This is a genomic window from Chryseobacterium sp. GP-SGM7 (assembly GCF_049166575.1).
In the GTDB taxonomy this organism is placed as follows: domain Bacteria; phylum Bacteroidota; class Bacteroidia; order Flavobacteriales; family Weeksellaceae; genus Chryseobacterium.
Genome location: NZ_JBMHFF010000001.1, coordinates 1,473,208 through 1,488,334 on the forward strand (window position 1 = coordinate 1,473,208; position 15,127 = coordinate 1,488,334).

Annotated in this window: 14 protein-coding genes; 10 read left to right on the plus strand and 4 right to left on the minus strand. The window is 33.3% G+C overall.

Features of this window, described 5'->3' with window-relative positions; all coding sequences use genetic code 11:
- Positions 1–44: 44 nt before the first annotated feature.
- Entirely contained in the window at positions 45–1,184 is a 1,140-nt protein-coding gene (locus tag ACOOWA_RS06500) for an acyl-CoA dehydrogenase family protein (protein WP_267266149.1), read from the minus strand.
- A gap of 192 nt (positions 1,185–1,376) precedes the next feature.
- Here ACOOWA_RS06500 and ACOOWA_RS06505 point away from each other — a divergent pair, with 192 nt between their 5' ends.
- From ACOOWA_RS06505 to purF, 5 genes are all read left to right on the plus strand, one after another.
- On the plus strand, positions 1,377–3,242 hold the full coding sequence (locus ACOOWA_RS06505) for an endonuclease (RefSeq protein ID WP_421374028.1): 1,866 nt from the start codon (positions 1,377–1,379) through the stop codon (positions 3,240–3,242).
- Positions 3,243–3,394: 152 nt separating this feature from the next.
- On the plus strand, positions 3,395–4,000 hold the full coding sequence (locus tag ACOOWA_RS06510) for a SatD family protein (RefSeq protein ID WP_421374029.1): 606 nt from the start codon (positions 3,395–3,397) through the stop codon (positions 3,998–4,000).
- Position 4,001: 1 nt separating this feature from the next.
- The gene (locus ACOOWA_RS06515; protein WP_421374031.1) at positions 4,002–4,697 is read left to right on the plus strand and encodes a DUF3307 domain-containing protein; all 696 of its coding nucleotides are present in this window, start codon (positions 4,002–4,004) and stop codon (positions 4,695–4,697) included.
- Between the two features lie 70 nt (positions 4,698–4,767).
- Positions 4,768–5,490: a phosphoribosylaminoimidazolesuccinocarboxamide synthase gene (gene purC, locus ACOOWA_RS06520; protein ID WP_421374032.1), complete on the plus strand. Its 723-nt coding sequence runs from the start codon at positions 4,768–4,770 to the stop codon at positions 5,488–5,490.
- Positions 5,491–5,596: 106 nt separating this feature from the next.
- On the plus strand, positions 5,597–7,096 hold the full coding sequence (gene purF, locus ACOOWA_RS06525) for an amidophosphoribosyltransferase (protein ID WP_421374033.1): 1,500 nt from the start codon (positions 5,597–5,599) through the stop codon (positions 7,094–7,096).
- A gap of 64 nt (positions 7,097–7,160) precedes the next feature.
- On the opposite strand, the gene ACOOWA_RS06530 is transcribed toward purF, so the two are convergent.
- The 3 genes from ACOOWA_RS06530 to aroB all read right to left on the minus strand — a co-directional run bounded on the left by ACOOWA_RS06530 (position 7,161) and on the right by aroB (position 9,848).
- A complete protein-coding gene (locus tag ACOOWA_RS06530) occupies positions 7,161–7,733 on the minus strand; it encodes a porin family protein (protein ID WP_421374034.1) in 573 nt (190 codons plus the stop codon).
- 125 nt (positions 7,734–7,858) lie between these two features.
- Positions 7,859–8,551, minus strand: a complete 693-nt coding sequence (locus tag ACOOWA_RS06535; RefSeq protein WP_421374035.1) for a porin family protein — start codon at positions 8,549–8,551, stop codon at positions 7,859–7,861.
- Positions 8,552–8,801: 250 nt separating this feature from the next.
- Positions 8,802–9,848 (minus strand): 3-dehydroquinate synthase, encoded by a 1,047-nt coding sequence (aroB, locus tag ACOOWA_RS06540; protein ID WP_421374036.1) that lies wholly within the window; start codon positions 9,846–9,848, stop codon positions 8,802–8,804.
- 101 nt (positions 9,849–9,949) lie between these two features.
- Here aroB and ACOOWA_RS06545 point away from each other — a divergent pair, with 101 nt between their 5' ends.
- From ACOOWA_RS06545 to ACOOWA_RS06565, 5 genes are all read left to right on the plus strand, one after another.
- The gene (locus ACOOWA_RS06545) at positions 9,950–11,095 is read left to right on the plus strand and encodes a pseudouridine synthase (RefSeq protein ID WP_421374037.1); all 1,146 of its coding nucleotides are present in this window, start codon (positions 9,950–9,952) and stop codon (positions 11,093–11,095) included.
- A 325-nt stretch (positions 11,096–11,420) separates the two neighbouring features.
- Positions 11,421–12,257, plus strand: coding sequence for a 1,4-dihydroxy-2-naphthoyl-CoA synthase (locus ACOOWA_RS06550; RefSeq protein WP_421374039.1), 837 nt, complete (start codon positions 11,421–11,423; stop codon positions 12,255–12,257).
- 102 nt (positions 12,258–12,359) lie between these two features.
- On the plus strand, positions 12,360–12,977 hold the full coding sequence (locus ACOOWA_RS06555; protein WP_421374041.1) for a hypothetical protein: 618 nt from the start codon (positions 12,360–12,362) through the stop codon (positions 12,975–12,977).
- An 83-nt stretch (positions 12,978–13,060) separates the two neighbouring features.
- Complete coding sequence (locus tag ACOOWA_RS06560; RefSeq protein WP_421374043.1) at positions 13,061–13,609, plus strand: PH domain-containing protein; 549 nt, start codon at positions 13,061–13,063, stop codon at positions 13,607–13,609.
- Positions 13,590–15,083, plus strand: coding sequence for a PH domain-containing protein (locus tag ACOOWA_RS06565; protein WP_421374044.1), 1,494 nt, complete (start codon positions 13,590–13,592; stop codon positions 15,081–15,083). Before ACOOWA_RS06560 ends, ACOOWA_RS06565 begins: the two co-directional genes overlap by 20 nt.
- Positions 15,084–15,127: the final 44 nt, after the last annotated feature.

Here is a 15,127-nt window from a genome sequence, read left to right on the forward strand (position 1 = left end):
ATGCTATTGTTTTTATAATAATTTTGGGTGAATAAACCTATAAATTATTTTGTGATATCTCTACCGATAACTAATCTCTGAATTTCAGAAGTACCTTCACCGATTGTACACAATTTAGAATCTCTGTAGTATTTTTCAGCGGGGAAATCTTTAGTATAACCGTAACCTCCGAAAATCTGAACTGCATTATTAGAAATTCTTACACAAGCTTCAGATGCATACAATTTTGCCATCGCACCTTCTCTTGTCATTTTCTGCTTTGCATTTTTCAAAGTAGAAGCTCTCTGAATCAACAATTCTGCAGCATCAATTTCTGTTGCCATATCTGCCAACATAAAATTAATTGCCTGAAAATCTGAAATTGATTTTCCGAATTGTTTTCTTTCCTTCGCATATTTTAAAGCGGCTTTGTAAGCTCCTTTTGCAGTTCCCAAGCTTAATGCAGCAATAGAAATTCTACCACCGTCAAGAATTTTCATTGCCTGTTTGAAACCTTCACCCACTTCACCTAAACGATTTGCGTCTGAAACACGAACATTATCAAAAATAAGTTCAGCAGTTTCTGAAGCTCTCATTCCAAGCTTGTTTTCTTTTTTACCAGAAGTGAAACCAGCCATTCCTTTTTCTAAAACAAAAGCCGTTGAATTGTTTTTAGCACCAATTTCACCAGTTCTTGTCATTACAACAGCAATATCACCGGAAATTGCGTGAGTGATAAAGTTTTTAGCACCGTTAATCACCCATTCGTCACCGTCTTTTACAGCAGTTGTAGACATTCCACCTGAATCTGAACCTGTGTTGTGCTCCGTCAATCCCCAAGCTCCGATTACTTTTCCGGTAGCTAATTGCGGAAGCCATTTGTTTCTTTGCTCTTCGTTTCCGAATTCATAAATATGATTGGTACAAAGTGAGTTGTGCGCCGCAACTGAAAGACCGATTGACGGATCAACCTGAGAAATTTCATCCAGAATAGCAACATATTCGTGATAACCAAGACCAGAACCACCATATTGCTCAGGAATTACAATCCCCATGAAACCCATGTCTCCTAACTGATGAAAGAGTTCTTTAGGAAAAGTCTGACTTTCGTCCCATTCCATAATATTTGGTCTGATGTTCTTTTCAGCAAATTCCTTTGCTGTTTCCGCGATCATTTTGATGTTGTTAATCGTTTCTGTATTCATAATTACATTATACTTATGCGCCAAAGATACTTAAATTGGCGAAATAAGGAAATTATTTATAAGCAAGATGAAATAACATAATTAAGTTATTAATTTACAATAAATTATATTTAAACAATTAACATAATATTAATCAAAATCTTTGGTTTTCATTATATAAATTTCATACTTTAGCCGTCCAATTTTTACTAAATGAAAAAACTTCTACTTCCTATATTTTTAATATCTGTTTGCGTTTCGGCTCAGATTCCGGCAGGATATTATGATGGAACAACAGGATTAACAGGTTATGCATTGAAATCTAAACTGCATGATATTATCTCTGCTAAAAACATCAATTGGCATTATGGTGATTTGACGAATTTTTATAATCAGACAGATTTAGATATATATTACGATCACGGACCTTCAAATACAACGATTTTACTGGATATGTATTCTGAAATTCCTTCCGGACCCGATGCCTACGAATACACAACCGCAAATATTATCGGAAGTGCGAATGCAGAAGGATTAGGCTGGAACAGAGAACACATGATGCCTCAAAGTACATTCTACAGCAATTACCCGATGTATTCGGATTTGTTTTATGTAGTTCCGACTGATGCAAGAATCAATCAGTTGAGAAGCAATTATCCTTACGGAATTGCGGGTACAACAAATTATTACACTTTTACGAATACTTCAAAAATATCGAATAGTGCAATTCCAAATTATGTTTATACCGGTCGCGTTTATGAACCCATTAATGAATTTAAAGGAGATGTAGCGAGAAGTTTGCTCTATTTTGCAGTAAGATATGAAGGAAAATTAGGTACTTTTAATTACAATAACAGTACAAATCCTGCTTCAGACACCAATCCTTTAGATGGAACTGAGGAAAGATCTTTTGAACCTGCATATATCGCAATGCTTCTTCAGTGGCATCAGCAAGATCCTGTTTCTCAAAGGGAAATTGACAGGAATAATTCTGTCTATAATTTACAGAAAAACAGAAATCCGTTTATTGATAACCCTGCTTGGGTGAATGCAATTTGGGGACAAGCTCCGGATTCTGTAGCACCTTCAAACCCAGGTAATTTAACAGTAAGTCAAAACAGTGCGTATTTTACAACATTAACCTGGACTCCAAGTACAAGTACAGATGTAATTGGGTACAAAATTTATCAAAACGGAACTTTAATCGGTACGTCAAAAGGAAATTCTTTCAGTGCAGATCATTTAACACCTTCTACAGCTTATACTTACACTGTAAAAGCTTATGATAACGGATATTTGCTTTCCGGAGACAGCAATACCGCTTCAGCAACAACTTTAGCGACGGATATTTACGTTAAAGATTTAATGGTGACAAAATATCTGGAAGGAACATCTAATAATAAAGCGATTGAAATTACCAATAAAACCGGTCATTCTGTTAATTTAGATGATTACAGGTTATCAATTCAGTTTCCGAGTGGAACAAATTATTATTTTCCTGCACCTTTTGAATTAGAAGGAACTGTTCAGAATAATGAAACTTTTGTGATTCTAAATCCTGACTCTAATTTTTCTTGCTTCACAATCAATCAGGCGAAATTTGTAACCGCAGCTCCACAGATGACATTTACAGGAAGTCAGTATGTAGAATTAAGATATAAATCTTCCACAGTAGATGCAATCGGGGTCTCTTCACAAAACAATTCTTCGGTTTTAGGGAATGTTTCTTTATATAGAAAACCAGCAATTAATCAACCTGCAATAACTTTTGATATTGCAGAATGGGATTCTTACGCAAGCAATTACTGCCAGAATTTAGGAACACTTGCAACTTCTGAAGCTGAATTATTGGCAGGAAAAGAATTTAAAATTTATCCGAATCCTGTAAATGAAAACATTTTCGTGAGCGGTAAAACTGAAAATATTCAGACCGCACAAATTTTAAATTTCTCAGGACAATTAATTTACACGGAGAAAGTTCCATTTAAAAATAAGAAGAATATTTCTGTACAGAATCTGAAAACTGGCTCTTATCTTTTGAAACTTGACGACAAGATTTATCAGTTTATCAAAAAATAAACTGCAAACATTAATGATATAAGACTTTGTTTAAATTAAGCAAAGTCTTTTTTTATGGCAGTAAATTATTAGCTTAAAACCTAATATTCTTCCTGTATAAGTAAATTTGCTTATATATTTTATTTATAAGTAATAATGATTATATTTGCAAAATGATAGCGGTTATCACTGGTGATATTATTAATTCGCAACATACAGACACACAAGTTTGGATTACCAAACTTAAAAATCTCCTAGAAAATTGGGGGACTGCCCCACAAACCTGGGAAATATACCGAGGAGACGAGTTTCAGCTTAAATGCAATATCGATGACGTTTTCTGGCGTTTCTTAGCTATCAAATCTTTAATTAAAAGTCAGGAAAATTTAGATGTAAGAATAGCAATTGGCATTGGCCAGGAAAATTTTTCGTCTGAAAAAATCACAGAATCCAATGGTTCAGCGTATGTAAATTCCGGGAGATTACTGAATGATTTAAAAAGTGATGGTCACACTGTTTCCATTAAAACTTCCAGCGATGCTGTTGACCGAGATTTGAATATTCTCTTAAAATGGGCATCAAAAGATTTTGATAACTGGACGATGGCGACTTCTGAGATCATTCACGAAATGATTATGAATCAGGATTTTACCCAAGATGATTTGGCAAAGAAATTCGCCATTTCACAGTCTTCAATCAGCCAACGTTTGAAACGTGCAAACTACGAGCTTATCGTAGAAACCAATCAATATTTTAGAAAGAAAATTTCAGAATTGTAAGATGATTTTTATTCAACTCATATTGGCACATTTACTTGGAGATTTTATTCTTCAGCCAAACTCTTGGGTTGCAGATAAAGAAAACCACAAACTGAAAAGTCCGTACTTATATTATCATATTCTGATTCACACCGTTTTAAGTTTCATTTTCCTTTGGGATTTAAAACTTTGGTGGGTTGCTGTTCTGGTAGGTGTTTCGCATTTTATAATTGATGCCTGTAAATTGACTTTTCAGACTCATCAAAACAAAAAAAAATGGTTTTTCGTCGATCAGATTCTTCATGTAGCGGTAATTGGTGCCATTTCTTTTTGTTTTGATGAATTCAATTTTGAATTTTTAAAAAATCATAATTTCTTAAAAATTGTAATGGGAGCATTATTTTTAACTTCACCTGCTTCAATTTTTATTAAAATAGTATTGTCATCATGGACTCCGGTATCGGAAGATGAAAGCAGTGTACAAACCGAATCTTTATCAAGTGCCGGAAAATATATCGGAATTTTAGAACGATTATTAGTCTTCACTTTTATCGTTGTCAATCATTGGGAAGGTGTAGGTTTTATGGTAGCGGCAAAATCTGTTTTCAGATTCAGTGATTTGGCACAGGCAAAACAGCGAAAGTTAACGGAATATGTTTTAATAGGAACATTATTAAGTTTCGGAGTCGCTGTTTTAACAGGAATTTTAATTAAATAAAAAGTAATAAATCTAACTATAACTGAAAACTTTGGTTTTGAGGTTTTCAAAAGTAAAAAAAGTAAAAATTATGAGTCAAAAGCTAGAAATGATGTACGAAGGAAAAGCAAAACAAGTATTTGCTACCGATAATCCTGAAGAAGTTGTAGTACGTTTTAAAGATGACGCAACCGCATTTAACGCTCAGAAAAGAGGTTCTGTAGATCTAAAAGGTGAAATGAACAACGCCATCACTACCCTAATTTTTGAATATTTAAATGAAAAAGGAATCAGAACTCATTTCATCAAACAAATAGACGAAAGAGAGCAGTTGGTAACTAAAGTATCAATTATTCCTTTGGAAATGGTGGTAAGAAACTATTCTGCAGGAAGTATGGCTCAGAGATTAGGGGTTGAAGAAGGAATTAAATCTCCGGTAACCATTTTCGATATCTGCTACAAAAAAGATGAGTTGGGAGATCCTTTGATCAACGATCACCACGCTGTTTTCTTAGGAGCTGCAACGTATGAGGAGCTTAAGGAGATGTATGCTTTGACAGGAAAAATCAACGAAATTCTGATTGATCTTTTCGATAAAATGAACATTATTTTAGTTGACTTCAAAATTGAATTAGGAAAAACTTCTGCAGGTGAAATTATTCTTGCTGACGAAATTTCTCCTGATACGTGCAGACTTTGGGACAAAGATACCATGAAGAAACTTGACAAAGACAGATTCAGAAGAGACCTTGGTGAGGTGACTGAAGCTTATGTAGAAATCTACAACAGATTGAAAGTTGCACTTGGCAAATAAGATTTAGATCAAAAATTAGTTGTAAAAAATTTGAATTTAACATAATATTTAAACTTACATCTAAAAGAAGTATCTATCAAATAAATCTAGATTAGAAAAAATAGTAATGAAAAGTTTAGACATTCATAAAAGTGAATATTTAAAACAGTTTGAAACCCAAACTTACGGAAGAAATCTTTTCAGAACACAGGAAGAAGAAAGATTAGACGCTCCCAATGAGGAGTGCGGAATCTTCGGAATGTATTCTGATAATGATTTGGATACGTTTTCTCTTTCCCAGTTCGGGCTTTTTGCGCTTCAGCACAGAGGTCAGGAAGCTTGTGGTATTTCTGTTCTTAAAGACGGAAAAATTACCAATATGAAAGATGAAGGATTGGTTTTGGATGTTTATAAAGAAATTCAGGATCCTGAGACTTTTATGGGAAACTCTGCAATCGGACACACCCGTTACACGACTGCAGGAGACAAAAAGAAGTATAATTTTCAGCCATTTTTCGCCAAAAACGAATATGACCAGATTATTCTTTCCATTGCACATAATGGTAATTTAACCAATGCAAAAGAATTAAAAGCTGAACTGGAAGCTGAAGGTGTAGTTTTCAGAGCAACTTCCGATTCTGAGGTTATTTTAAGATTAATTCAAAAAAATCTTGACCTTGGACTTCGTGGAGCTATCAAAGCGACGATGGAAAAAATTGAAGGGGCGTATTCAGTTGTCGGAATGACAAGAAATAAATTTTTTGCATTCAGAGATTTCAACGGAATCAGACCTTTGGTTTTAGGAGCAATTAATGAAAATTCTTACGTTGTCGCTTCAGAATCTGTAGCTTTAGATGCTGTAGGAGCTCAATATGTAAGAGATGTTTTGCCTGGAGAAATTATTTATACCAACGAAAATGAACCTGGAAAACTTCATTCTTATATGATGAATGAGGCAAAAGCAAAACAAAGAATCTGTTCTTTTGAATATATTTATTTTGCAAGACCAGATTCAACTTTAGAAAACATTAATGTTTACGAAATCAGAGAAAAATCTGGTGAGAAAATCTGGGAACAAGCTCCTGTGGATGCTGATTTAGTTATTGGAGTTCCGGATTCCGGAGTTCCGGCTGCAATTGGCTTTTCCAAAGCTTCGGGAATTCCTTTCCGCCCGGTTTTAATTAAAAACAGATATATCGGAAGAAGTTTTATCGTTCCGACTCAGGAAATGAGAGAAAGAGTGGTGAATCTGAAGTTAAATCCGATTATTTCTGAAATTAAAGGAAAAAGAGTCGTAATTATTGACGATTCTATTGTTCGTGGAACGACTTCAAAAAGATTGGTAAAGATTTTAAAAGAAGCCGGTGTAAAAGAAATTCACTTCAGAAGTGTTTCTCCGCCAATTATTGCCCCTTGTTATTTGGGAATTGATACCCCTTCAAAAGATGATTTAATTTCTGCAAATATGTCAACTGAACAGTTGAGGGATTATTTAGGAGTAGATTCGTTGGAATTCTTAAGTACAGATAATTTAAAAGAAATTTTAGGTTCATCTAATCACTGTTTCGGATGCTTCACCGAAGAATATCCGGTTGCAAAAGGAGAAGAAATAGAATTATTTAATTAGTTCTAAATTGTATAAAGTAAAATGTCAGACTTATTTCTAAGCCTGACATTTTTTATTGAATCATTTAAAATTTATATACAATTCCCGCTTGGAAAACATTGTTTCTAATAAATTCTCTCGGGTTATTTTGAGAAACATCCATTACGCCGGCTATGTAACGCGTTGTAATTCCAAAGTTTCGACCAAAATAATATCCCGCGCCAAAACCTACACCAAAATCAAAATCTTTAAAATACTCTTTTACTTCTGCAGAACCGCCATCTGTCCTTATTTTTTTATTAATGGCAACTCCAAGTTGTGGTCCGGCTTCTACATATAGTTCCGGCAAAATATTATACTGAATCATTACAGGAACCGAAATATATTCAAGATTCAAATCTGCCTTATTTACATCCTTAAGTTTTGCACCTGCAGCATTATATAAAACTTCCGGCTGAACATTTACATAAGTTGAAACAGGAATATTGGCAAAAACACCTCCATAAATTCCTGGTTTTGCTTCGAAACCATCGACGTTTATTGAACTCAAATTAAAACCTGCTTTTATTCCAAAACGAGGAGATTGAGATTCAGGCTTATCTTGTGCGAAAACCAAAGAACTCATAACAATTGCAATTCCCAATAATTTTTTTTTCATAGTTTTTTAATTTATTTTAAAATTGGGCGCAATTTAATAAAATTTCTGTAATAACATAACAAAAGTAAAATGTCAGACTTATTTCTAAGCCTGACATTTTTTTATTGAATAAGATTTGTTTCTGTTTAGAATTTGAATGCTAAACCAACCTGGAAGTTGTTGTTTCTGATAGCATCAGATCCACTTGGTCTGTCTTTCGCAACATCAGTTACACCAGCTACATATCTTGCAGTAATACCAATATTATCTGTAAAATAGTAACCTGCACCAATACCAATACCGAAGTTGAAAGTGTTTAGATTATCTTTATTGATATCATCTGTATAACTTGCTGAAGAAGTACTCGTTCCTGAAGAATTTGTTACAGTTGTAGTTCTGTCACCTTTATTTTTTGCTGAAACCATAAATCCGAATTCAGGACCTGCTTCTACATAAAAATTAGGTACAAAGTTATATTGGAACATTACCGGCACTGAGATATAATCTAAATTTGTAGAGTAAGACTGTACATTTCTGGTCGTTGTACCAAGCACTGTAAATTCGTCTCTGCTTTCTACTTTTGCACCTAACTGGTTATATAAAACCTCTGGCTGAATGCTGAAAGATTCCGCAATAGGAATGTTTGCAAATACACCTGCGTTAAAACCAATTTTAGATTTTTGATCTTCCAAACCTGCATCTTTAGATAAAGAAGAAACGTTCATACCTGCTTTAAGACCGAATCTTACAGGAGACGAAGATGACATTGGAGTTGGTTTTGTCTGAGCAAATGCCAATGAAGTTGACAATACTGCAATTCCTAAGATTAACTTTTTCATAACTTAAATTTTTTAATATTTTACTAATTCTAATTTTAAACTTTACTACCAAACTTTTTTGGGTTTGACGAGTCGAATCTTTCAAATTGCTTGCCAAAAAAATATTTGTGGTAGGAAATAAAGAAAACCATTCACAATAGTAAATGGTTATAATTACAAATAATTGAAAACAAATGATTTATAATTCGAATAATTTATATGCCACGAATAGCAATTTCATAATTTTGCTGTTAAAAACATCAGTATAAAACTAAAATCCGCTGAGTTTTTTGTAAAAATCAATCGATTTATGAATGTTTTCTACAGAACATTGATGGTCAAATACACAAGAACCGATTCCTGAAAGCAATGAAAAATTGATTTTTGCGTTTGAATTCTTTTTATCATTTAATAATAAACTGAAAATATCTTCATCTTTAAAATCACTTAAATCAATAAAACAGAAATATCTCTGAATATTTTCGATAATTAAATCTGAATCTTCTTTAGAAATTAAGCCTTCAAGATAAGAAAGATGGCTTTCGCAAATCATTCCCAACGCAACCGCTTCTCCGTGAAGAATAGGATTTTCACTTTGCAGACACAAGCTTTCAATAGCATGACCGATCGTGTGACCAAAGTTCAACGTTTTTCTTACATTTTTTTCATAAAAATCTGCATTCACAACTTCCTGTTTAATTTCCATCGATTTTTGAATGAAAGGTTCAATTCCTACAGGATCTAAATGCTGTAGCTGAATTAAATCTTCCCAATGCTTTTTATCGGCAATCAAACCGTGCTTCAACATTTCAGCAAAACCACTTTTCAGCTCTTTCGCAGGAAGTGTATCTAAAAATCTGGGATAAACATAGATTTGTTCGGGAAAAGAAAAAGTTCCCACCATGTTTTTATAGTGCATCAAATCAATTCCTGTTTTTCCGCCAATAGAAGCATCACACATAGACAGCAGAGTAGTCGGAATATTGATAAACTGAATACCTCTTTTATAAGTTGACGCCACAAAACCGCCCATATCGGTAATCACTCCGCCTCCAAGGTTGATGATTAAAGCTTTTCTGTCAGCCTGCATTTCGGTCAGAATCTCCCAAAGCTGGTTGGCTGTCTGAATATTTTTCATTTCTTCACCCGCTTCAATTTCAAGAATTTCAAATGCAAGATCAGTTTCTAAATTTCCTAAAAGTAAAGGGAGACAATATTCATGCGTATTTTCATCCACCAAAATAAAAACTTTGCTGAATGACTTTTCACTCATGAATTGATTAAGCTGTGAAAAATTTTCGTCTAGTATGGTAATCATCGTACGATTTTTTTTGTATTTATAGATATACTGCGCTACAAAGTTATGATTCTTAATTTTTAACTCGTTATTAAATTACTATCTTTGCACAAATATTTAGCATGAGCAGAGACAATAATTCAGGAAGACCAAAGAAACCAAGAAGTTCAACAAGAAATAGTTCTGATGAATCTCGTGCTTCAAGATCTGGAAATTCAGGATCAAAACCTTTTAAAAAACCCTTTCCTAAAGCAGGAGAAAGAAATTCAGAATCCAGAGGAAGTAGCGGTACGAGTTACCAAGACAGAATGGATAAGAAATTTGGAAAAACTGAACAAACAGATTTTATTACCAATTCGAGTGAAGAGAAAAAACCTTTCAGAAAATCAGCTCCAAGCAGAGGTGGTAGCAGACCAGGTGCTTTTGACACCAGAGATAAATATGAAAGAGGGAGTCTAAAATACGGAAGAAGACCCGGAACAGATGATAAAAGAGAAGATAAAAACAAATCTTTTGTACAAAAAAGAAGATTAACAAAGATTGAAAAAGATGTTCATAAGGACACAATTCGTCTCAATAAATACATCGCTAACTCAGGAATTTGCAGCAGAAGGGAAGCAGACGAACTGATTACTCAAGGTTTAGTGGAAGTAAACGGAAAAGTGGTAACGGAAATGGGTTATCAGGTTCAGAAATCTGATAAAGTAATTTTTGACGGACAGAATATTACTCCGGAAAAACCAGTCTATGTACTTTTAAATAAGCCTAAAGGATATATTTCTACTACAAAAGACGACAAGGCAAGAAAAACGGTGATGGATTTGGTTGCCAATGCTTCTCCATACAGAGTTTTCCCTGTCGGAAGGTTAGACCGTTCTACAACAGGAGTTATTTTATTAACCAACGACGGTCACATGACAAAAAAATTAACGCATCCTTCTTTTGATGCTAAGAAAATTTATCATGTTACTTTAGATAAAAAACTTACAAATGAAGATTTAAAACTGATTGCAGAAGGAATTCGTCTGGATGAAGGTGTTGCAGAAGTGGATGCGATTTCATTCATTGAAGGAAAACCTAGAAATGAAGTGGGAATTGAAATTCACATCGGTTGGAACCGTGTTATCAGAAGAATTTTCCAAAGATTAGGTTACGAAGTTGAAGCACTTGACAGAGTAATGTTTGCTGGGTTAACCAAGAAAAATATCAAAAGAGGTCACTGGAGAATTTTATCTGAACAAGAAGTGAACAATTTGAAAATGCTTTAATTACATTTTAATTCTAAGCAAAAATACAAAGCGTTGAAATAATTTTTCAGCGCTTTTTTTAATGTATGTATTTCAAAAAATTAAATTCTTACCATAAAGTTTATGAATGTTCTTTTTAATTTATAAAAGCTAAAATTGGCAGTCATTTTGTCATTTCGTTGAAATTTAAAACTACCTTTATTTTCATTATGTTGAAATGATATTAAATTTTGTAGTTTTTGTACTTTTATATAAAGCATAAAGAAATACATTTCATAAGCATAATCATCAAATCCCACTTCAAAATCTGTCCCTAATTCCGTATATTTGGGAAAAATTTTACAAAATGATCGAGTGGAAAACCGTAAAGGAATACGAAGATATTACGTATAAAAAATGCAACGGAGTAGCAAGAATTGCTTTCAACAGACCTGAAATCCGTAATGCATTCAGACCCAAAACAACTTCAGAATTGTACGATGCTTTTTATGATGCTTCTGAAGATTCATCAATTGGTGTAGTTCTGCTTTCAGGAGAAGGACCAAGCCCGAAAGACGGAGGTTGGGCGTTCTGCAGCGGAGGAGACCAAAAAGCAAGAGGTCATCAAGGTTATGTAGGGGAAGACGGAAGACACCGTTTGAATATTTTGGAAGTTCAGCGTTTAATTCGTTTTATGCCGAAAGCAGTAATTGCCGTTGTTCCGGGTTGGGCAGTTGGTGGCGGTCACTCGCTTCACGTGGTTTGTGATCTAACTTTAGCAAGTAAAGAACACGCCATTTTTAAACAGACTGATGCTGATGTAACGAGCTTTGATGGTGGTTACGGTTCTGCTTATCTGGCGAAAATGGTAGGACAGAAAAAAGCGCGTGAGATTTTCTTTTTAGGAAGAAATTATTCTGCTCAGGAAGCTTTTGATATGGGAATGGTGAATGCCGTAATTCCTCACGACGAATTGGAAGATACGGCTTATGAATGGGCTCAGGAAATTTTGGCAAAATCTCCGACTTCGATCAGAATGCTGAAGTTTGCCATGAATCTTACAGATGACGGAATGGTCGGTCAACAGGTTTTTGCAGGTGAAGCAACCCGTTTGGCGTACATGACAGAAGAAGCAAAAGAAGGTAGAAATGCTTTCCTTGAAAAAAGAAAACCGGACTTCGGAAAAGATAACTGGATTTCTTAAATATAAATAATGAGTAATAGGTAATGAGTGATTTCATTGCCTATTATTTTGTAATTTTATACAAGTTTTAAAATCAATAGAAATGAGAAAACATAAAAAAATATGTTATGTTGCAGGAATTATCAGTGCGCTTTAGTTCCTCTTTTATTTCTTTATTATGCAACTCCGGTTTACCATCAGATGAACATGAGAGTATTGGATATTGGACTTCCTTTTAAAGCTAAAATAGAAGAAAAAGTTTCTGACTTTGCAAAAATCCCGACTGATGGCTGGAATTATAAAACAATCAATGTAAAGCCAAGTTTTGATACAAAGACTGAAGAAAATTTCATTAAAGCAATCAATCAATTAAAAGAAAATAATATAGATAAAACCGGAATACGATTTCAGCTTTCTGATAAAAATGTTTATGCTGATTTAGTTAGTATCTTAAATATTCTTGAAAAAACAAATTGTCAACAATGGGGGTTAGATACGGAAAAAACTAACAGCCTTTATTTGCCATACATGAAAAAACAATCTGATAGTTTTCAAGGAATAGACGGGATAGGGTATTGCGAAACCAAATATTTAGATATGAATGATCATAGCTATAAAACATCAAACTTCTGGAACAAACTTATTCACTATTCTCCAAAAGAATCTTATTACCTAATTTTTGCATTTTTAATACTGATTTATTGTGCAATGCTAAAACCAAAACTGAGTTTTAATATTTAATTTATTCTCATCATTTGTAGGTATTTAATGATAAATGATAATAATCTGCGTCATCTCCAAAATCTGCGAGAGCTCTTTACAATATGAATCAAAACTTTCAAAATTCCCAGATTTTCGACCTTGAAATTCCTGATTTCAGCGAATTGAAACTGACGGCAGTCTCATCGAAATATCTTAAAATTATCTTATTAAATCTTACTTTATTCTTTATTTTCTTAGTAGGAGTAATGAGTACAGCTTTTTATTTCTTTTATTTTGATTTAAGTAAAATTCAAATGTTGTCAATTATTATTGGAGTTCTCTTGTTAATTATTTTTCTTATTCTAAATACTTTGATCGGATTTAAATTCAGAAAATATGCAATTCGTGAACACGATTTGGTATATCAACACGGTTGGCTGAAACGAACTTTAATGATTATTCCTTTCAATAGAATTCAGCACATTAAAGTAGAGCAGGGTTGGTTTTCTAAGATTTTACAGTTAAAATCGATCTCCGTTTTTACAGCAGGTGTCAATGGTGGAGATGTCACGATCAATGGTTTGCCGGAAGATATTGCAGAAGGAATTAACAATCATATCCGCAGAAATATTTCAAAGGAAAATAAAGAAAATGGAGGAGAAAACGCATAATTCCTTTTTTCGACCTCAAAGACAATCTAAAACAGGCATTGTTCTCCTTTTCCTTTATAATGTTGGAATGGTAATCAAAAGTTTGTGGGTTTTCATTATTCTTTTTTTGGTGAAAAAAGACAGGGTTGAATCATGGATGATTGTTCTTGCGATTCTTGCAGGACTCGGAATTTTAATTGTTTCTGCAGTTTTACAATACTTTCATTTTAAATATTATATCGACGAAGAAAACGACGAATTTGTGATTCACGAAGGAATTATCAATAAATCCGTCACCAAAATTAAAAAGGAAAACATTCAGGAAGTTAATATTTCTCAGCCTTTTGTTCACCGGTTTTTTAATATTTATAAACTTGAGATTGATACTCCGGGAAGCTCTGAAAAAGAAGTAAAAATTTCGGCTTTAACGAAACATAATGCAGTAGATTTAAAAAAATATCTTTTAGCAGAATCAAAAGTCGAAAATACTTTAGATGAAAATATAGAAATTGCCGAAGGTGAGGATGTTAAGAATGTTCATTCTCTTAAAATTTCTACGCTGAGTATTTTAAAATATGGGATTACCGCCAATTATATTCAAAGTTTTTTAGGCCTGGTAAGTCTGGTTATCTATGGGTTTTCAGAAATCAATAATTTATTGCAGAAAGCAGAAATTGACACCAGATTAGATTATGATACGATTGAATCACAGTTTTTAGCATCTTCTGTTTCAATGCTTTTAGCAATTGTTCTGGCTGTCGGTATTTTGGGAATCGCATTTAATTCAGTCAAGACACTAATCAAGTATTTCAATTTTAAAATCAGCGAAAACAATCAGAGCTTTTCTTTTGAATATGGTTTGTTTACCACTCGAAATTCAATCGTTAATAAGTCGAAGGTTCAGGTAATTACTGAGACTCAGAACTGGATTCAGAAAAAAATGAAGATTTCTTTTGTGAAATTTCTTCAGATTGGGAAAAACGAAGAAGAGAAAAATATTTCTGCCGTTCCAGGAATCTCCAATGATGAAAAAGCAAAATTAATTTCTACCATTTGGAAAGAAAATCCGGCTTTTGAAGATTTTCTAAAACCAAATTTCAGATTAATTATTGTCAATACTTTTCAGTTTATCGTTTTGCCGTTGTTTTTGTTTTTCATTATTAATAAAAATTTATTGTTAAAGCATTGGTTTTTAGCACTTACTTATATCATTTTAGTTGAAATATTTATTCTGATTTATTTCAAAAACTTAAAATTATTTTACAACGAAAGATTTATAAGATTACAATCAGGAATCTGGGACATCGATAACCGAACTTTCGAGATTGAAAAGCTTCAAACTGTGAAAATTTCTCAGTATTTTTGGCAAAGAAAAACAAACTTGGGAAGTATCACTTTTTATACCTCTGCAGGACGGTTCAAAATAGTTGCTTTAAACTTCAAAAAGCTTAAAAAACTGCTGAATTACTGCATTTATAAAATAGAAACAAATTAATATAAGTAATGAGCAATAAGTAATCTTCAGATTTTATATTACCT